This is a genomic window from Sulfurimonas denitrificans DSM 1251, assembly GCF_000012965.1.
Classification (GTDB): domain Bacteria; phylum Campylobacterota; class Campylobacteria; order Campylobacterales; family Sulfurimonadaceae; genus Sulfurimonas; species Sulfurimonas denitrificans.
The window spans coordinates 1,516,932-1,536,195 of sequence record NC_007575.1; the positions used below are offsets into that span (position 1 = coordinate 1,516,932).

The 19,264-nt window shown below is 33.7% G+C and carries 18 protein-coding genes and 1 tRNA gene; 7 read left to right on the plus strand and 12 right to left on the minus strand.

Annotated features, from left to right (window positions below):
* Window positions 1-66 precede the first annotated feature (66 nt).
* Together SUDEN_RS07560 and pyrF are read right to left on the minus strand one after the other, a co-directional pair.
* A tRNA-Ser gene (locus SUDEN_RS07560) sits at window positions 67-156 on the minus strand.
* 61 nt (window positions 157-217) lie between these two features.
* Window positions 218-901 (minus strand): orotidine-5'-phosphate decarboxylase, encoded by a 684-nt coding sequence (pyrF, locus tag SUDEN_RS07565; protein WP_011373076.1) that lies wholly within the window; start codon window positions 899-901, stop codon window positions 218-220.
* Window positions 902-1,227: 326 nt separating this feature from the next.
* On the opposite strand from pyrF, the gene SUDEN_RS07570 reads away from it, so the two are divergent.
* Entirely contained in the window at window positions 1,228-1,590 is a 363-nt protein-coding gene (locus tag SUDEN_RS07570; RefSeq protein WP_011373077.1) for a DUF488 domain-containing protein, read from the plus strand.
* A 41-nt stretch (window positions 1,591-1,631) separates the two neighbouring features.
* Here SUDEN_RS07570 and SUDEN_RS07575 read toward each other — a convergent pair whose 3' ends face one another.
* The 8 genes from SUDEN_RS07575 to SUDEN_RS07610 form a co-directional block, all read right to left on the minus strand.
* A complete protein-coding gene (locus tag SUDEN_RS07575; RefSeq protein WP_011373078.1) occupies window positions 1,632-2,237 on the minus strand; it encodes a class I SAM-dependent DNA methyltransferase in 606 nt (201 codons plus the stop codon).
* The gene (locus SUDEN_RS07580; RefSeq protein ID WP_011373079.1) at window positions 2,238-3,755 is read right to left on the minus strand and encodes a hypothetical protein; all 1,518 of its coding nucleotides are present in this window, start codon (window positions 3,753-3,755) and stop codon (window positions 2,238-2,240) included.
* Between the two features lie 482 nt (window positions 3,756-4,237).
* Window positions 4,238-6,193 carry an acetate--CoA ligase gene (gene acs, locus SUDEN_RS07585; RefSeq protein ID WP_011373080.1) on the minus strand — a complete coding sequence of 652 codons (1,956 nt, stop codon included), beginning with the start codon at window positions 6,191-6,193 and terminating at the stop codon, window positions 4,238-4,240.
* Window positions 6,190-6,807 carry a 3'-5' exonuclease gene (locus tag SUDEN_RS07590; protein ID WP_011373081.1) on the minus strand — a complete coding sequence of 206 codons (618 nt, stop codon included), beginning with the start codon at window positions 6,805-6,807 and terminating at the stop codon, window positions 6,190-6,192. The genes acs and SUDEN_RS07590 overlap by 4 nt, the downstream gene beginning before the upstream one ends.
* A 2-nt stretch (window positions 6,808-6,809) precedes the next feature.
* The gene (locus SUDEN_RS07595) at window positions 6,810-8,624 is read right to left on the minus strand and encodes a putative nucleotidyltransferase substrate binding domain-containing protein (RefSeq protein WP_011373082.1); all 1,815 of its coding nucleotides are present in this window, start codon (window positions 8,622-8,624) and stop codon (window positions 6,810-6,812) included.
* Window positions 8,625-8,668: 44 nt separating this feature from the next.
* The gene (locus SUDEN_RS07600) at window positions 8,669-10,333 is read right to left on the minus strand and encodes a cation acetate symporter (protein WP_011373083.1); all 1,665 of its coding nucleotides are present in this window, start codon (window positions 10,331-10,333) and stop codon (window positions 8,669-8,671) included.
* Window positions 10,333-10,647, minus strand: a complete 315-nt coding sequence (locus tag SUDEN_RS07605) for a DUF485 domain-containing protein (RefSeq protein ID WP_011373084.1) — start codon at window positions 10,645-10,647, stop codon at window positions 10,333-10,335. The genes SUDEN_RS07600 and SUDEN_RS07605 overlap by 1 nt, the downstream gene beginning before the upstream one ends.
* A gap of 10 nt (window positions 10,648-10,657) precedes the next feature.
* Window positions 10,658-12,010, minus strand: coding sequence for an OprD family outer membrane porin (locus tag SUDEN_RS07610; RefSeq protein ID WP_011373085.1), 1,353 nt, complete (start codon window positions 12,008-12,010; stop codon window positions 10,658-10,660).
* A gap of 240 nt (window positions 12,011-12,250) precedes the next feature.
* On the opposite strand from SUDEN_RS07610, the gene SUDEN_RS07615 reads away from it, so the two are divergent.
* On the plus strand, window positions 12,251-13,117 hold the full coding sequence (locus tag SUDEN_RS07615) for a hypothetical protein (protein WP_041672279.1): 867 nt from the start codon (window positions 12,251-12,253) through the stop codon (window positions 13,115-13,117).
* Here SUDEN_RS07615 and SUDEN_RS07620 read toward each other — a convergent pair.
* Both SUDEN_RS07620 and SUDEN_RS07625 read right to left on the minus strand, forming a co-directional pair.
* Window positions 13,114-13,770: a response regulator transcription factor gene (locus SUDEN_RS07620; protein ID WP_011373087.1), complete on the minus strand. Its 657-nt coding sequence runs from the start codon at window positions 13,768-13,770 to the stop codon at window positions 13,114-13,116. The genes SUDEN_RS07615 and SUDEN_RS07620 overlap by 4 nt on opposite strands.
* Window positions 13,770-14,987 (minus strand): sensor histidine kinase, encoded by a 1,218-nt coding sequence (locus tag SUDEN_RS07625; RefSeq protein WP_011373088.1) that lies wholly within the window; start codon window positions 14,985-14,987, stop codon window positions 13,770-13,772. The genes SUDEN_RS07620 and SUDEN_RS07625 overlap by 1 nt, the downstream gene beginning before the upstream one ends.
* Before the next feature lie 115 nt (window positions 14,988-15,102).
* Here SUDEN_RS07625 and SUDEN_RS07630 point away from each other — a divergent pair, with 115 nt between their 5' ends.
* Genes SUDEN_RS07630 through clpX form a run of 5 tightly spaced genes read left to right on the plus strand, consistent with a single transcriptional unit; the run spans window position 15,103 to window position 19,259 of the window.
* Complete coding sequence (locus tag SUDEN_RS07630) at window positions 15,103-15,603, plus strand: peptidylprolyl isomerase (protein ID WP_011373089.1); 501 nt, start codon at window positions 15,103-15,105, stop codon at window positions 15,601-15,603.
* Window positions 15,604-15,652: 49 nt separating this feature from the next.
* Window positions 15,653-16,735: an epoxyqueuosine reductase QueH gene (locus SUDEN_RS07635; protein WP_011373090.1), complete on the plus strand. Its 1,083-nt coding sequence runs from the start codon at window positions 15,653-15,655 to the stop codon at window positions 16,733-16,735.
* Window positions 16,736-16,786: 51 nt separating this feature from the next.
* The gene (gene fabZ, locus SUDEN_RS07640; protein WP_188085138.1) at window positions 16,787-17,233 is read left to right on the plus strand and encodes a 3-hydroxyacyl-ACP dehydratase FabZ; all 447 of its coding nucleotides are present in this window, start codon (window positions 16,787-16,789) and stop codon (window positions 17,231-17,233) included.
* Entirely contained in the window at window positions 17,233-18,018 is a 786-nt protein-coding gene (gene lpxA / locus SUDEN_RS07645; RefSeq protein WP_011373092.1) for an acyl-ACP--UDP-N-acetylglucosamine O-acyltransferase, read from the plus strand. Before fabZ ends, lpxA begins: the two co-directional genes overlap by 1 nt.
* Window positions 18,015-19,259 (plus strand): ATP-dependent Clp protease ATP-binding subunit ClpX, encoded by a 1,245-nt coding sequence (gene clpX, locus SUDEN_RS07650; protein WP_011373093.1) that lies wholly within the window; start codon window positions 18,015-18,017, stop codon window positions 19,257-19,259. Before lpxA ends, clpX begins: the two co-directional genes overlap by 4 nt.
* Window positions 19,260-19,264 lie beyond the last annotated feature (5 nt).

A 19,264-nucleotide genomic window follows, 5' to 3' on the forward strand; every position in this document is an offset into this window, starting at 1 on the left:
CGCTATTTTAGATAAAAATAAAATAAAAAATTTAGGTATTTTAAAGGCAGTTATTATTTAAAAAAGTGGTGGACGAGGAGGGATTTGAACCCTCGGTACAGTTACCCGTACGCATCCTTAGCAGGGATGTGGTTTCAGCCGCTCACCCACTCGTCCATTTGAAGACCGAGATTATAATCATATATACATAATATAGAGCTTAAGTAAGCCAAATGTTTTAAATTTGCTCTAATATTCTTCTTATTACTTCTGCTGGATTTTTAGAGTTATAGATTGGGCGACCTACTACTATAAAATCTACATGTGCATTTTTTGCAAATGCTACATCAGCTACTCTTTGTTGATCACCTGAATCTTCTCCAAAAGGACGAATCCCAGGGGTGAGTGTCATAAAATCTCTATTTGTAATGTTTTTTATAGAACTGCTCTCATAAGCTGAACATACCACTCCATCAAGCCCGCTCTCGTAAGCATCTTTTGCAAACTGATCAGCTTTTTTTGAGATGCTATCTCCATATATTTTGCCAAACTCATCTTCATTGAATGAGGTAAGAGCAGTAACTGCCAGAACTATTGGGCGCTTTTCATATCGCTCAAGTCTAACCATAACCTCTCTCATCGCTCTTTTTCCAGCACTCGCATGAACATTGAACATATCAACACCAAGAGAGATGATAGACTCTGCCGCATCAGCCATTGTGTTTGGTATGTCATATAGTTTTAGATCTAAAAATATTTTAAAATCAGGGTTTATTTTTTTGATATCTTTTAAAAAATCTTCGCCATCTCTTATGTAAGAGCGCAAACCCACTTTTAACCAAACGTCATAATCTTTTATCTTGCCAATAAGTTCTAAATTTTCCTCTTTAGTTGGCAAATCAAGGGCTACACAAAGTTGCATTGCTTCTCTTTTTTATTCTATTTTATATGAAATTATAACATTTTTCCAATAGATATAAAATCCAAAGCGTGCTATTTTGCACCATTTTGTATAACGTTTAACTTATGCTCCCTCAAAGGGTTTTTAAAGTTAGTAGTTATTAATTTTCTTCAATTTTTTTATGACACCTAACACCGATAAGAGTTTTACTAAAAACATTGTGTTGTAGTTTTTCTTGGCAAAACCAAATAGTAATACTATAATATACACTTTGGACTCTGCATATACTATATTTTTAGATTTTGGTTGTTAAGATTATTTTATTCTACACTTTAGGGGAAATATATATGACTATTTTACTCAAAAGAGCTTATGAAGCTGCGGAAGAGCATGATGGATTTAGGATTTTGGTAGATAGAATTTGGCCAAGAGGAGTAAGTAAAGATTTTGCCAACATTGATTTTTGGGCAAAAGATGTTACACCAACTACCTCTCTTAGAAAATGGTTCTCCCATGACCCACTAAAATGGGAAGAGTTTAAAAAAAACTATATAGCAGAGCTGGAAAATGCTCCTGATGCGGTGGATGAGTTTTTGCATCTGCTAAGAGAACATGAAAATGTTACTTTTGTGTATGGCGCAAAAGATACAAAACATACTCATGCACTCATACTCCAAGAGTACATTCAAAACAGATTAGAAGAGTCATAGAAGTACTCTTTAAAACTTTAGAAAAATTGTTGTGTTCAAAATTATTTTGTAGCAGTAAGTAAAAAAACTCCATACTCTTTATGCGGTTTTTTAATTCTATTTACTTCTACACACTCTATATCTTTAAACCCACAGCTCTTTACTATGTTGCAGAGCTTAGTTGTGTCAAAACCAAAGTGAAATACTCCACTGTTATCTGAGTGAAAGCTTCCATCTTCAAGTTCAAGGTCTGCAATAGCAATAAACCCGCCATCTTCTATATTTTTATATATTGTTGAGAAAAAAGAGTCTAAATTTTCTATGTGATGAAGCGTCATAGAGCTTATAAGTCCATCAAAATTTCTATCTAATGGCAATGCGATTATATCTTGGTGGAGCGCCTCAATACTTAGTTCAGGGGTGTTTTTAGCCTTAAGCTCTTCTAACATACTAAATGATGTATCTACTCCGTAAACTTTCTTTACATGTAGTGCTATCTCAAAGCCTAAAAGTCCAGTTCCAGTACCAAAATCCAGAAGTTCCATATCACTATTAAGAGCAATTTTTTCTAAAATAGCCCCGCCAACTGTTTTTGTATTAGTATTGCTATTTTTATCCCAATTTTTTGCTTTATCTTTGAAGTTGTCATTTGGCATTTTTTCTGACACTTAATTTAACCCCTCTAAAAGTATCTTTTTAGAAGTTAAGGCTTTTACTAGAGAGTTTGTTATTGAAAAAAACGCATCCTCATTTTGCTCAAGAATTTTCTCTTCTCTCTTCTCTTGTCTAGTTAGTGCGTCTATCTCTCTTTTTACATTGTTGTATCGATGTAAATCAGCCTTATTTATCATTTTTGAAAGTAATTTATTATGCTCTTCTCTTTTGAGTTGCATCTCTAGCCTTATATCTTTTATATCACTTTTTAAACGCTCTTTCTCCTGCTCATTTTTTGATAAATATAACGAATCTGTATAAAGATTTAATTTTTTTGCTAAGTAAGCTATCTCCAGAGAAATCTTATCACTCTCTTTTGTTATGATACTTTTATATTCCATAGGAGAGAGACCATTTACATAGAGATCATTTATGCTATCTTGAAGCTCCTCTTTTTTATTAAGTATGCTATCTATAGATTGATCTGTTTTGATATATATTTTAACTATAGACATCATAGAAGAGACACTCCATTTTAGACCATTTTCAGCCTCTATCTCTGGAACTTTATACTTCTGAGAATCTATAACAATAACATTTAGTGAGTAATATTTTAAAAAATTAATCATATATTTGTTTGAAGCACTAATCTCAGAGAGTATCATGTTTGCTATATATCCAAACACTTCTTTAAAGTGTATTCTAAAAATATATCCAGAGAAGCCCTTAAAAAACTCTTGATTATGCTCAAACAATCTCTCTAAATGTTCAATTATGATGGATTGTATATAAGAGAATACGTACTTCTCATAAGTCACATTGTCTATTTTTTTCTCAAGCATATATATCTCAACAAACTGTTCTGCAACTTCATAAAAAAAGTTCTTATATTCATCTTTTGCAAAAAAGTTTTTATAAAATGAGATAAGATGCTCATCCTCTATACCATTATATCTCTGGGCTATAGTGTTTTTTTCACTATCTGCTATTTCACGACAACTAGATGTGTCAAATATTTTTATAAAAATCTGACTATTTTTAATAATAATGATATCGCTACTTTTAAGCTCAAGCGCTTCTCTTATCGCATATTTTAAAAGCTCTTTCTTATTTATCTCTTCATTTGTTATATGATTTACAAAGGATTTTAGTTTAATCGTTATATCTTCATTTAGACAAATTAAATCTTTTTTATCATTATATTCATACTCTATACACTCACTATTTTCATCTATTATATTAAAAATATACTCCAAATTTATACTATCTTTTGGTTCTATTTTATATGGGAAAAGTTTCATGCGGAGCTGTGATGATGAAATCTTAAAAAGCACATTGCCAAGTGATTCAAAATGCTCTCTTAGCGCTTTTTTTATGGTTGCTTGTACCGTTAGCGTGTCTATGGTTTCATCATCGAGATGTTCATTTAAATATGAAAATAACTTTTCATTATGTTCATCATTCCAAACAAAATGGATAGATGGTTCACCAACTATTGTTTTTAAGTATAATTTTAGTTTAGATAATATCATATTTTTAAAGTTAGCTCTTTTATAAAAGTTTTTTTTAAGCAATTCTACTGTTTAAAATTTAAACGCAACTTATAAAATTGATATTTTTTTCAAACTAGAATTGTTAATGTTTTTATTTGTTTTCTAAAATTATTATTTCTTCTCTATTATTAAAAAATTGTTTTCTGTGCCGTTTTTTAGCCACAAATCAAAAAAATTAACTGAGACTCTTCTTTTAAAAAAACTCATAAAAAATATCTATTTTGTTATTTTGTCTAATCTTTTTACAACAACTACATTATTAAAATTTGATAAATCAGTAATGGCGCAGACATCATAAATTAGCTAAAAGAGATAAATTTTTAGTGTATAGACTGTTTTTTATCGCTGGCTAAATAAATTAGCTATGGATTGAATAAAAAGAGGATTAAATATGTGCCTATATGGCTTATTTTGTACTCTTTTAAGAGTATAAATTCTACCTCTATAAAGAGGTGGAATTTTTATAATCTACAAGATTGAACCGCTGATGCAATTGTTGCTACAATTGATGGGTCTTCTAGCGTTGAGATATCTTGAGTAATCTCTTCTCCTTTTGCTATTGAGCGCAGGATTCTTCTCATAATTTTTCCAGAGCGAGTTTTTGGAAGTCCTACAACAAAAACTACATCATCACAAAGAGCGATGTTTCCTATCTCTTTTTGGATAACTTTATTGATAGCTTTTACCTCTTCAACCTCATCCGCTATACCACTATCTGATTTTAAAACGATGTACGCAAAAATGCCCTCACCTTTTATCTCATGTGGTTTTCCTACAACTGCAACTTCTGCAACATTAGGGTGTTTTTTGATAGCTGCTTCAACTTCAGCTGTTCCCATTCTATGACCTGAAACATTAATAACGTCATCAGTTCTACCTGTGATAGTGATATAACCATCTTCATCATAAATAGCGCCATCACCTGTAAAATAAACTGGTTTGCCATCTTTTTTAACATCACCAAAATATGATTTTACAAATCTCTCTTCATCACCCCAAACACCTCTAATCATAGCTGGCCAAGGACGAGTCACACACATAAGACCTTTTTCTCCTACTTCGGCTCTATTACCATTTTCATCTAAAATCTCTGCCATAATTCCTGGAAGCGGAAATGTTGCACAAGCTGGTTTTATAGGAGTAGCCCCTGGAAGTGGAGATACGATATGTCCACCCGTTTCTGTTTGCCAGTAAGTATCAACGATAGCACATTTGCTTCCACCAATAGCCTCATAGTACCATTTCCATGCTGGTGGATCGATTGGCTCTCCAACAGTTCCTAGTACTTTTAAGCTTGATAAATCATATTTTGCTGGTTCATTCTCACCTGTTTTATGCAGTACACGGATAGCAGTTGGAGCGGTATAGAACTGATTTACTTTATACTCTTCAACCATTTTCCATGGACGACCAGCGTCTGGATAAGTTGGAACACCCTCAAACATAATTGTTGTAGCACCCATCGCAAGTGGTCCATAAACTATGTAAGTATGCCCTGTAATCCAACCAACATCGGCTGTACACCAGTAAGTATCGTTCTCTTTTACATCAAATACCCACTCCATAGTCATCTGCGCCCAGAGGATGTATCCTGCTGAGTTGTGTTGAACACCTTTTGGCTTTCCAGTACTTCCTGACGTATAAAGAAGGAAAAGCGGGTCTTCAGAGTCCATAACTTCTGGTTCGCACTTTCCACTTTGATGCTTTATTAGCTCATTGTAAGAGTAATCACGACCTGCAACCCAAGTAACATCTTCTCCATTTCTCTCAACAACTAAAACTTTTTTCACTGGAGTCTCGCCGCGAAGCGCCTCATCTACAACTGGCTTTAACATGTAAGGCTTATCTTTTCTATATGCACCATCAGCAGTGATGACAACTTTTGCCCCTGCATCTATAACTCTATCTTTTAGAGCTTCAGCAGAGAAACCACCAAATACGATAGAGTGAATAGCCCCTATTCTAGCACAAGCAAGCATTGCATAAGCAGCTTCAGGAATCATTGGCATATAGATGATAACTCTATCGCCTTTTTTTACGTCAAACTCATTTTTAAGTAGATTTGCAAACTTGTTTACGTTGTAGTAAAGTTCTAAGTATGTGATAATTTGCTTATCGCCTCTATCTCCTTCAAAAATAATCGCAGCTTTGTTTTTACGGCTTTTTAAGTGACGATCTATACATTGAACTGAAACATTTAGTTTTCCACCCTCAAACCACTTTACAAATGGAAAATTACTCTCATTCATAACATTTGTAAAAGGCTGCATCCACTCTAGTTTCTCTTTTGCGTAACTCCCCCAAAATCCCTCATAATCCTCAAGTGCATACTCTTGCAAATCTTGATATTCACACATATTTTTAATTCTAGCACTCTTGCTAAACTCTTTATTTGGTTTAAAAACTTCTCTATTCATTCTTTTTCCTTTGTTAATTTTAAATATATCATCGCTGTCATGATTGCATCATTTACAGCATTGTGCGCTCCCATATTAGGTATGGAACAGTTTTTTAGGATTGTATCAAATCGTAAATCAATATTTCCTTGCGGAATTAATGAAATTGTTTTATCGAAATATATTTCAGATACTTCAATCATTTTATTTGGTAAATTTATACCAAGAAGAGGCTTTGTGTATCTGTTTATCATAGCTACATCAAACTCTAAATAATACCCAATAAGTGGTCTTGAACCAATAAAATTTAAAAATTCTACAATACCCTCCTTTGTTGTTTTTGCATCTTTTAAGTCAAATGGTCTAATACCATGAATTTTGATGCTATTTGAACTTATCTCTTTAGAATTTTGCAAAAAAACTTCAAATGTTTGAGATGTTAAAACTCTATTATCTTTTATTTTAACAGCTCCTATTGAAAGTATTTCATCAACTTTGGGATTTAATCCTGTTGTCTCTGTATCAAAAACAACATATTCCCCACTCTTATCATCATCAAACAAAAATTCAAATGCACTATCTTTTAGCTTTTTACGATTTGCATTTTTTTTAAAATTTGTTATAAAAGAGAACATTCTTAAACAACCATATTTAAGTGAAAATGGAAGCTCATAAATTTTTTAAACTTATTTATGACTTTAAAACTATCTTTTAATAAATCTCTCTGGTTTTTCTCTAAATTCAGAGGATTTATATAGTTTGCTTCATCTATGTTTTTAGCCTCTAACATCGCTTTTAATCTTATTGAGCTTAGTGTGTCAAAACTCTCTATAAGTTCAGTTGCAAATGTTTTATCTACTACTCCAATGTTATTTAACTCTTTGATTCTCTCTACCGTATTTGTCTCTTTTATCTCATATTGAAGACAAAGTGTTCTTATGCCATGAACTAGGGCAAAAATACCACCTTTTTTAAGATCTAACTTGTCTTTACGCTCTTTTTGAAGCACAAATCCAGAGAAGAGAGATAGCGGTGTCTCAAAACTCAAAACTGCTTTTGCAATATGCGCTAAAACATCATCTCTTGAGTGAAAACTACTATGGAGATACTCTTTTAATTCATCAAGCAGCGAGCAATCTCCCGCAATACATTTTGCATCTAAAAAAATACTCATATTTTTAACGCTCTCATCACTCATATCATAAGTCCATTTTGTGATTAAATCTTTATATGCGCTTGAGTTTTTACGCCAAAACTCATTACTTACCATGACATCACCGCTGCATTTAGGAAATCCAAGCTCAAGAAGATATCCATTTAACCGCATCATCGGTTCATGAAAAAGTTCTACATCTACACTATTTTGAATGATAAGTGCATTATCTTGGTCACTCTTTAGAGTCTGCTCTTCTCGCCCTTCACTTCCCATAACTATAAGCGCACATTTCTCTCTAAGAGAAGGTTCTACACACATCTCAAAGAGTTTATTGTAGATTTTGTCATTTAGAGTTGCTATGAGTTTTGTGATGTATCTTACCTTTACACCCTTTGCTCTTAGGGTAATGATTAGACTTTTAAAATCATGCCCAAGTGCTTTTAAATCATCAATATTTTGTGCCTTGTCAATTTGAACAGCTACCAGATGGGAGTGACTTGCAAAATAGCTAAGCAGGTCTAACTGCTCCAAAATACCAACTATTTTTTCACCATCAACAACTACCACTCTTTTTATTGCATTGTGCGTCATCATCAGAAGTGCATTAAATAAAAAATCATTTATATCTATGCTAATAATCTTTTTTGAAGATATTGAAGAGATTTTTTTACTCAAATCGTTGTCGCCTAAAAGCAGTTTTTTTCTCAAATCTGTATCTGTGACTATTGAGTAACTTTTCTGCTCTTTTACAAGTATTACTTTTGATTGAAGTTTTTCCTGTTTTATAAGAGCATTGTATATAGTCTCATCTTCTTCAACTATACATGCAGTATGAAGAAAAATATCTGAAACTCTAGAGATAAGAAAAGGTGAGAGTTCACTTTGGGTATCGTAATCTTTTAACTGTTTATGACGAGTTATAAAGTCTTGCAAAAAATAGCCTTGAATCTCCTTATCCTGCATCAAATCAAGGAAATCTTCTTTCTTGATCTCATAACAGATAAGATCTTCATCAACAACAAACTTTGCTTTTGTCTTTCCATATATAAGCGCATCTGCATCAAAACTATCTCCTGCTCCATAAACATTATGAATCTCCTCATCAATATACTCTGTAACAGAGCCTTTGATGATAATGTAAAAAGCTATAGAAGATATTGTAGGAGATACAAGAAGAGTTTGGTTTGGGTAGTAAGCTATGTCGATTTTTTTCATCAGTCCATCCATGGCATTAGAGCTTAGTAGCTCAAATGGATGGATTGACTCGATAAGTTTTCTTTGATCTAAAATACTCATTTTATTTTCCAAATACTTAAAAATACTCTCTCACAAGAGAGAGATTAATGACTACTTGCACCCTCCGCACCGATACCAGTTTGCGCTCTGATAAACTGAGCATCAAATCTCTCTTGCTCATCTTTAGCATCTTGAGATTTATCTGTAACTGAGAAGAACCACGTAGCGATAAATGCAACAGATACAGAGAACAGAGCTGGATACTTATAAGGGAAAATTGCTTGTGCATTATGCATAATATCAACCCAAACAACTGGACTAAGTATCACAAGTATAACCGCACTAGCAAGACCTAATGTTCCACCAATTACAGCACCGCGAGTTGTAAGTTTTCTCCAGTACATTGAGAGTACAAGAATTGGAAAGTTTGCAGATGCAGCGATTGCAAACGCAAGACCAACAACAAACGCAATATTTTGATTCTCAAACGCAATTCCCATAAAAATAGCAACTACACCAAGAGCAACTGTCGCTATTTTAGAAACTCTCATCTCTGTCATAGAGTCAACTCTGCCTTTTCTAAATACAGAAGCGTAAAGGTCATGGCTGATTGCAGATGCACCAGCTAGTGTAAGACCAGAAACAACCGCTAAGATAGTAGCAAACGCAACTGCTGAAATAAATCCTAAGAAGAAGTCTCCGCCCACTGCATGACTTAAGTGAATTGCCGCCATGTTGCTACCACCTAAAATTGGTGAGCCGCCACTTGCTGCATCTTTAACAACATCAAGGTATTGAGGATTTTTAAATACCATAACGATAGCACCAAAACCGATGATAAAAGTTAAAATATAGAAATACCCGATAAATCCAGTCGCATAAAATACTGATTTTCTTGCCTCTTTTGCATCACTTACAGTAAAAAATCTCATAAGGATATGTGGAAGACCAGCTGTTCCAAACATTAAAGCAACTGCTAGAGAGATAGCAGAAATAGGGTCACTCACAAGTCCACCTGGGCTCATGATTTCAATACCTTTGAGCTCTGTTGCATGTGAAAACAGTGCGCCAAAACTAAAGTCATAGTGTGCCATAACAGCTATTGCCATAAATGAAGCACCTGAGAGAAGTAAAAATGCTTTAATAATTTGTACCCAAGTAGTTGCAAGCATACCGCCAAATACAACGTAAAGAATCATCAAAATACCAACTAAAATAACTGCCATCTCATAAGAGAGTCCAAAAAGAAGTTGGATTAATTTTCCAGAACCTACCATTTGAGCGATAAGATAGAGAACAACTGTTGCAATTGAGCCTGAAGCTGCAAGTGTACGAATTGGTGTCTGCTTTAATCTATATGAAGCAACGTCAGCAAATGTATATTTTCCTAAGTTACGAAGTGGCTCTGCAATCATAAATAAAATTATTGGCCAACCAACTAAAAACCCAATAGAGTAGATAAGACCATCGTACCCTTTCATATATACAAGACCAGAAATTCCCAAGAATGACGCAGCTGACATGTAATCACCTGCGATTGCCATACCATTTTGAAAACCTGTAATTCCACCACCTGCTGTATAGAAATCTTTAGCACTCTTAGTACGCTTTGCGGCCCAATAAGTGATACCTAAAGTTCCCGCAACAAATATAAGAAACATAACTATTGCAGAGACATTAAGATCTTGTTTTTGTACCTGACCAGTAATTGCGTCTGAAGCAAAAACAGCAATAAAACCAAGAATTAAGAAAGTAAGTATTCTATTCATTAGTTCTCCTTTATTGAATTTTTAATTTTATTGTTTAAATCATCAAATTCGCCATTTGCTCGCTTAGTATAAATACCAGTCAAAACAAACGCAAAAATAATAACCGCCATCCCAATAGGAATACCAATAGTTGTTACCGAATCCGAAGAGATTGGCGTACCTAAAAATGATGGGTCAAATGCTATTGTTAATATAAAAGCAAAATAGACAGCCAACATCCAGATAGATAGCTTTACAGCAAAGCCATTTCTCTTAGAAATCAGCTCTTTATAGTTAGGATCGTTTTTTATTTTTTCAATCGTTTCTTTGTTCATCTATTTCTCCTTAGAAATTATAATTTGCGATAAATCTGTACTCGTTCCAGCCAGTTTTACCAGCGTTACTCTCTGCAAATCCTCTTGGAAAATTTCCACGAAGACGAAGTTGTAAGTTTTTTATAGCTTGTGGATTGTAGATAGCATCAAATCCTGCTTCATTTGCAGTTCTCTCTATGCCATATCCACTATTTTTATCCATATCAAACTCTGTGTAGTAAGCGGCTGTTGTTAAGTTTGCACCCATATCTTTAAAGTTATAAGCAGCTGCAACCTTACTTGCTGCTGTTCCAGCCATAAACATATGACGAGTTACCATACCTTGAGTATATGCGCTCATTCCACCCCATGGAGAAACAGTAGCATTTGCAAGACCACCAGCAGCTGCTTCAGCAGCGCTATTATCGCCTGTTTTAGAATAAGCAAAAGATAAATCAAGGTTTTCTATTTTAAAGCCAAGCTTTGCTGCTATATATGTACTATCTATCTCACCGCCAAACTCATCACCTACTGAATCCTCTTTTATAACTTGAACTCCAGCGTAAGGCTTAATCATATCTGTTATCAGACATTTCCATGAGAAATTTGCCTCACCATAAACCATATTCATAATATCATGCGCATAATAATCCCAAAGGCTTAACTTTAGGTTCTCTACCCCTGTATATGTTATAGATGCCATTGTAATACCATCTGTTGAGTTGCCAAATGCGTAACTCCCTACATTTCTAAAATCTCCAGTTTGATTTAAACTATCAACATAAGAGTATCCAGATGTAGCAGAAAGTAACTTATTTGCATTTGAGGCAGTTGGTGTTGCACTATATGCTCTACCAAATGTTCCTTGAGCAAATTTTGTTACATGTCCTAGTGTTAATGTAGTGTTTGAAATATCTTTGTTTGTTAAAACATACGCCTCAAAAAGATTTGGTATCATTCTAGCATCATCGTCACCTAGCATTGGTGTTGATAACTTTTGACGTCCGCCTTTAAATGTAGTGTTTTGATATTTATACCCAAGGTATGCTTCTCCAAGCATTGTATAGTTATCATTATCTTGCCCAAGAAGTGTTTGATCTTCAATCTTTCTTGAGTCAATCTTATTTGTTGTATAAAATGCAGTACCCAAGCTAAAACCACTTAATGAAGCTGTTTCATACTTTAAATATCCACCAATAGCCGTTGAACCTCGGTGAGTTGTAGTTCCTGCACTCCCTTGATACTCTCTATCTATGTAAAACATGCGAGCTTGTCCACTTACCTTACCTTCACTAAACATAGTGTTAATATCTTCTGCTGCATTAAGTGAAGCTGCCGATACAAAGCTAATAGCCACAATACTAAGTATTACCTGTTTTTTCATACTTTTTCCTTTTTATAAATTAAACTCTCTAATCCTAAAATAAAAAAATAGCATGAACATAGCATTGATAAAAAAAATTATTTTGAGATAAACTTATAAAAAAATATGTGTAAAAAAGTAACTTTTTTTAATATTTAATTTACCTTAAACAAATAAGCATTCTATTTCTTTATCTTATAATCTAAATAAACTACATTATAATCTTCACTAATATAGAAAATTTATGTAATGGATAAAGTTATGAAAGAAGTTATAAATGCGTATAGAGCGCAAAAAATAAATGTTGACTCTTTTTTAAAAACATTTATAAAGAGTCTTCCTAAAAATTATATTGATCAATCTTTGAGTATTTTAAAACAGTATAGGTTTATACAGTTGATGTATGGTGTTGATTCAGAGTTCAAACAATCAACACCTGTTATCTCGAAAAAAGAGTCCGACTTATCTCAAATCGGAGGTAACAAGAGCCACTACTTCCTTAAACTTCAACTTGATGAAGATGATGTATATATCTCAAACCCATACATTCATCATAAAACAGGAAGAGCAAGTCTTAGTGTTGTTCACTTTATAGACTCAACCTACTATGTATTTGACGTTAATCTTATACATCTGTTGGAAGATTTAAAACTCATTGAGTACAACAGTTTTCACGATAAAATAAAACGCACTATATATTTCTTTGGCTCTACCATGTTGGCAATTGTTGCTATTGCACTAATTGTATATGGCGGTTATGTATTTTTTGCTCTAATATTCTCTTTGTCTAGTTCTGATTTTTTACATGATATATTCAAATCAATTATATCAATGACTTTAGGATTAGCCATTTATGACCTTGCAAAGCAGATTTTTGAGCATGAAGTTATATATCAGTCATTTCATCAAACCGAGGATAAACAGTATAAAGTTTTAGGGAAGTTTTTAATCTCGATAATTATTGCACTATCTATTGAAACGCTCATGGTGGTATTTAAAATTGCTCTTGATGATGCATCCAAAATGTTATCTGCATTTTATCTTTTAATAGGAACAACTATTATGTTAATAGGGCTTGGTTACTTTTATAGAACTATTCAAGAGTCAACGCCCAAGGATGATTGCTAAGGCTTGTCTATCATATAGCCCATGCCTCTGACATTGATTACAAAATCCTCTTTTAAATTTTTTTTGAGTCGATTAATTTCGGCTCTAATAGTTGCATTATCAACTATCTGCTCACTCCAAACATAGGTTTGAAACTGTTCAAAGTCAACTATTCTACCTCTGTTTCTTGAGAGTAAATCTATTATCTGAGCTTGGCGTTTGGTTAGTATCTGAACCTCTTGATTAAAAAGAAGTGTGCTATTTTCTTGATCATAACTATAGTTTTTACAAAGCCTTAAATGAACTCGTGGAACAACGCTTGAGAGCTTTATTCTATCAACTCGCAAAGATAGCTCTTTTAGATGAAAGGGCTTCTTTAAATAGTCATGACATCCAAGAGTATATGCACGTGAAATATCTTCAATATCAACCAATGCACTTATATAGATAACACTTACATGTATTTTAAGCTCATGGATTTTCTCTAAAAAAGAGAGTCCATCAATCCCAGGAACGTTGATATCTAAAACAAGAAGATCATAAGAGTTCTCTTTTATTGCTTCGAGTGCCGCCAGTCCATTAAAAAAACTCTCTACATGATGACCCTCTGAGTCAAGGTATTCGCAGATTGATTCATTTAACATAACTTCATCTTCTAAAAGGAGTATCTTCATCAATCTCCCATCGCTTTGAACTTATATCTAAATGTTGTTGAAGCCTCATCAGATGAGACGTTAATATTGACTCCCTCTGCATCGCATATACTCTTTACAAGTCTAAGTCCAAGTCCAAAACCATCTCTGCCCTTCTCTTCTCTATAATAAGCTTCAAAAACTTTATCTGTATCTTGAATCGTTTTTGATTTACTGCTCACTATAAACTCTATATATGAGCCAATTTTTTTTAGTGACACCTCTACGCTCTCATTTGGTAGTGTATATTTTATTGCATTTGTAAGAGTATTATCTATGATTCTTTGGAGTTTTGTCTCATTAAAATGGACATGTTTTTCATATTTTGGCGAATTGTAATTAAAAGTTATAAGAGAAAATTCTGCAACTTCTCTAAAAAAATCTATCCTGCTGCTTAAAAAATTATTCAAATTTATTACACTCTTTGTGTACTCTACATGATCTTTTTTTACAAGATAACTCAAATCATCATAGATACTAAATATATTTTTTGTAGCAGCCTCAATTTTTGAGAGTTGTCTATCTTTTGGGTTTTTCATAAGATATAGCTCAATACTTGTCAAAATAACGCTAAGAGGCGTGTTTGTTTCATGAACTGTATAACGCAGAAACTCTTTTTGTGACTTTAATAAATCTTGTGAAAATGTCTTCTCTTCTTCTAAGTTTTTATTTATCTCCAAAAGAGCTGCCGTTTTTTTCTTTACTCTCTCTTCAAGCCCAAGATTAAGCTCTTTTAAGTTCTTCTTTTGCTCATTGATTTTACTAACCATCTCATTTGCATAACCAACCATCATCTTGAAATCTTGAAAAAATATACTCTTTGAATCTATGGTTTTTTCTTTATCAATAGCAGTTTTAAAAGCATCTAAAAATGTCTGTGTATCTCTTTGAAGTAGTTTGTTAAAGAGTGTATTTAGACCTAAAAATATTGCAAATATTATAAAAGAGAGAGTCACTATTGCTAAGACTGTTTTTATTAGAAGTGCTTTTAACTTTTTTTGATTTTGCTTTAAAATAGTACTATCGGAAATAAGCGGGTTTTTTACTACATGGCTCTGTTCTAGCGCTATTTCATACTCTTTATAAAGCTCTTCAACAAGCAGTCCAACAAATACAAGAGTAAAGAAAAATACAACCAAAATAGTAAAGACATCTGCTTGCTTTATGCTGATATTTTGAAATCGTGATTTTATTCTCATGAGTAGAATTATACACTTACTTATCTGATGTAATCCCACTAAAACTTTAAACAAAAATATCTGTTTAAAATACTTAGACTATAATTTCAAAAAAATATTTACATAAAGGTTATACATGTTTGGAAGAACTCTAAAAAAATACGACTTAAGCGCTGATGAATTAGCTAAACTCCAATGGGCAAAAATCACAACAAGTAAAGGAGATATCTGGATAAAACTTCTACCAGAAGAGGCTCCAAATACTGTTGCAAATTTTGCACACTTAGCGGAGTCAGGTTTTTATAACAATCTCAATTTTCATCGTGTAATTCCAGGCTTTATGGCTCAAGGCGGTTGCCCAAGTGGAACAGGAACAGGCGGACCTGATTGGGCAATTCCTTGTGAAACAAAAACAAATGTTACAAAACACAAAAGAGGCGCACTATCTATGGCTCACGCTGGACCAAATACGGGTGGAAGTCAGTTTTTCATCACTTTTGTTGCTACTCCACATTTAGATGGTGTACACACTGTTTTTGGAGCAATCGAGAAAGATGACAATGAGAGTTTCTCTACGCTAGACAGCATAAAAGGTCAAGATACGATTAGCTCAATTGAGATTTTTGAAACTCGTTAATGAAAATATACTCCAAAGGGGCGATATTTTCGCCTCTTAAAAAAACTGCATGTTAGTACATATCTGTTGTAGTGTAGATTCACACTTTTTCTTAGAAAAACTCCAACATGACTATCCAAATGAAAAACTTATAGGTTTTTTTTATGACCCAAATATTCATCCATACTCAGAATATCAACTCCGTCTTCTTGATGTAAAACGCTCATGCAAAAAACTAGGCATTGAACTCCTTGAGGGAGAGTATGATTTTGAAGCGTGGATGCAAGCTGTACGAGGTTTAGAAAATGAGCCTGAAAAAGGCAAAAGATGTGAAGTATGCTTTGATAAACGCTTTGATGTAAGTGCAAAAAAAGCTCTCCTGCTTGGAGAAAAAAGCATTACAACCACTCTGCTGGTTAGTCCACTAAAATCTCAAGAACAGCTTAAATTAAGCGGTGATAAATTTTTCAAAGAGCATGGTGTTGAGTTTATATTTTATGATTATAGAAAAGATGGCGGTACTGCACAGCAGAGCCGTGTTACAAAAGATGAGCAACTCTACCGCCAAGACTACTGCGGATGTATATATGGACTAACTATGCAGCGAGAGCAACAAGACCGCCTCATGGATGAGATGTTCTCTCACGTATCAAACCAAACTCAGCCCTCCAGCATTGAAGAGAGACTTGAGATGTATCATCAAAGAGATGAACTTGAAGATAAAGGTATAGCTTACAAAATTATAAGAGAGAAGTTTTTAAACTATCGCCAATTTAGTTTTAAACTATATGAAAGCGGAGATAAAATCATCAACGCTTATGCTCTTTTTTACTCAACACTTCAACGAAAAAAAGCACAGGGAAATATAGAATTTAGCTCTAAAAATATTCACTATTTTAATCGTGAAGAGATAAAATTTGTAACATTAGAGTTTTTCAACTCTACATGTAATTTTATGTACAAAAACACAAAAGAGCTTATATTTAACCCTCCAAGCGTTAAAGAAGAGATGGCTTTTAGGGATACTTTACTCACTTCAAGTTACGATTTAAGCCCTATAATTATCGTTGATGAAATTCCAAAAACAAAGCTCTTTATAGAGCTTGATGCAAAAATTTATGAAGATGTCAGAGAAAAACTAATCATTATATAATGTTTCTTTAGCTAAAATAGCCAAAATTATTATAAAGGCTGTTTGTATATGATTATGGACGTTATTGAAATTCAAAAAATTATTCCTCATCGCTACCCATTTTTACTTTTAGACAGAGTTACGCAAATTAAAGAGAATGAATCACTTATCGGTTATAAAAACATAACAATCGGAGACAACGTATTTCAAGGTCACTTTCCAGGTCATCCAATCTATCCAGGCGTTATGATTTTAGAAGGGATGGCGCAAGCTGGCGGCATACTTGCATTTAAAAGCATGGGCAACATGACTGAAGAAGAGGCCGCTTCCAAAGTTGTATATTTTATGAGTATTGACAGAGCAAAATTTCGCGCTCCTGTAAAACCAGGAGACAGACTTGAGTACCGAATAAGTGTTATAAAAAATAAAGGTCAAATCTGGGTACTTGATGGCAAAGCTTATGTTGATGATGTTTTAGTTTCAGAAGCAGAACTAAAAGCTATGATTGTAGATAAATAATGAGTAAAATTTCTCCACTAGCAATCATAGAAGATGGTGCAGTTATTGGGAAAGATGTTGAGATAGGAGCTTATTGTATTATCTCTTCTGACTCAACTATCGGCGATGGAACAAAGATAGAACAAAACAGCTGTATTTACGGCAAAACAACTATAGGCAAAAATAATCATATTTTTTCACATGCAGTTATTGGCTCAGCTCCACAAGATCTTAAATTTGCTGGTGAAGATGTTGAACTAATCATCGGCGATAACAATAAAATCAGAGAGTTTACACTCTTTAATCCTGGGACAAAAGGCGGTGGAGGAAAGACTATCATCGGCTCACACAATCTTTTTATGGGTTATGTTCACATAGGACACGATGTTATCATTGGAAACCACTGCATCTTGGCAAATGCTGCAACTCTTGCAGGGCACGTTGAGATGGGTGATTATGCAGTAATTGGCGGAATGACTCCTATTCATCAGTTTGTTCATATCGGTGAATATGCTATGGTAGCTGGTGCATCAGCACTTGCTCAAGATGTACCTCCATTTTGTATGGCAGAGGGAAATCGTGCAACACTTAGAGGACTTAACTTAACAGGTCTTAGAAGAAACATAGAGCGTGAAGAGATTGATGAGATAAAATCAGCCTACAAAGAGCTTTTTGAAGCAGGAAAACCTCTCAAAGATGTTGCAAATGAGATACTTGAACATACTTCAAGCCATCATGTACAATCTCTTTGTAATTTTGTTCTTAAAACTAAACGCGGTATTCCGTATGAAAGGAAACATCTATGATAATAAGAACATGTAGCTTTTGTAATGCACTAGAGAGTGATGAAAACCCACTAATCGCAGGGAGTGGTGTCTATATATGTAAAAATTGTGTTGTTTCTGCATATAAAATTATGTTTGGTGATGACAAATTTTTAAACTCATCTAAAGATGCTAATTTAACTGATGAAAACAGCACTCTTATGACTCCAAAAGAGCTAAATTTGTTTTTGGCTGATTATATTATTGGGCAAGAGAGAGCTAGAAAACTTCTAAGCGTAGCTGTATATAACCACTATAAAAGAATTTTCAAAACACATACAACAAAAGATGATGATACTGAAATAGCAAAATCAAACGTACTTCTTATAGGACCAACTGGAAGCGGAAAAACACTTATGGCTCAAACAATTGCTAGAGTTTTAAATGTTCCTATTGCTATTGCTGATGCTACAAGTTTAACAGAAGCTGGATATGTTGGAGAAGATGTTGAGAACATTTTAACAAAACTTCTTCAAGCAGCAGACGGAGACGTTGAGAGAGCACAAAGAGGAATAGTCTTCATAGATGAGATTGATAAAATTTCTCGTATGAGTGAAAACCGCTCTATTACCCGTGATGTATCTGGGGAGGGTGTTCAACAAGCTCTTTTAAAAATCATAGAGGGTGCTGTTGTAAATATTCCACCAAAAGGTGGAAGAAAACATCCAAATCAAGAGTTTATTGCGATTGACACAACAGGAATTTTGTTTATCTGTGGTGGTGCGTTTGATGGTCTTGATGAGATTTTAAAGAAAAAACAGGGTGAAAATGTTTTAGGTTTTGGTCATGAAAAGAAGAGCAAAAAAGAGCAAAAAATGAGTTATGATGCAGTTGAGCCTGATGATTTAGTAAATTATGGTCTTATTCCTGAGCTTGTTGGGCGTCTTCCAATTATTGCATCATTAAATGAGATTACAGAAGATGATATGGTTCGCATACTTACTGAACCTAAAAATTCAATTATCAAGCAATATAAAAAACTCTTCTCTATAGACAATGTTGAACTAAATTTTGAAGAAGATGCTCTAAGAGCAATTGCTACAAAATCTATAAAAAGAAAAACTGGTGCTCGTGGACTTCGTGCAATTTTAGAAGAGAATATGATAGATATTATGTATGAACTCCCAGAGTATGGTGGCTATGAAGTTTTAGTAACAAAAGCCGTCATAGACAACGCTGAGGCTCCTGTCTATATCAAAAAGAACTCAAAACAAATTGCATAAGGTAA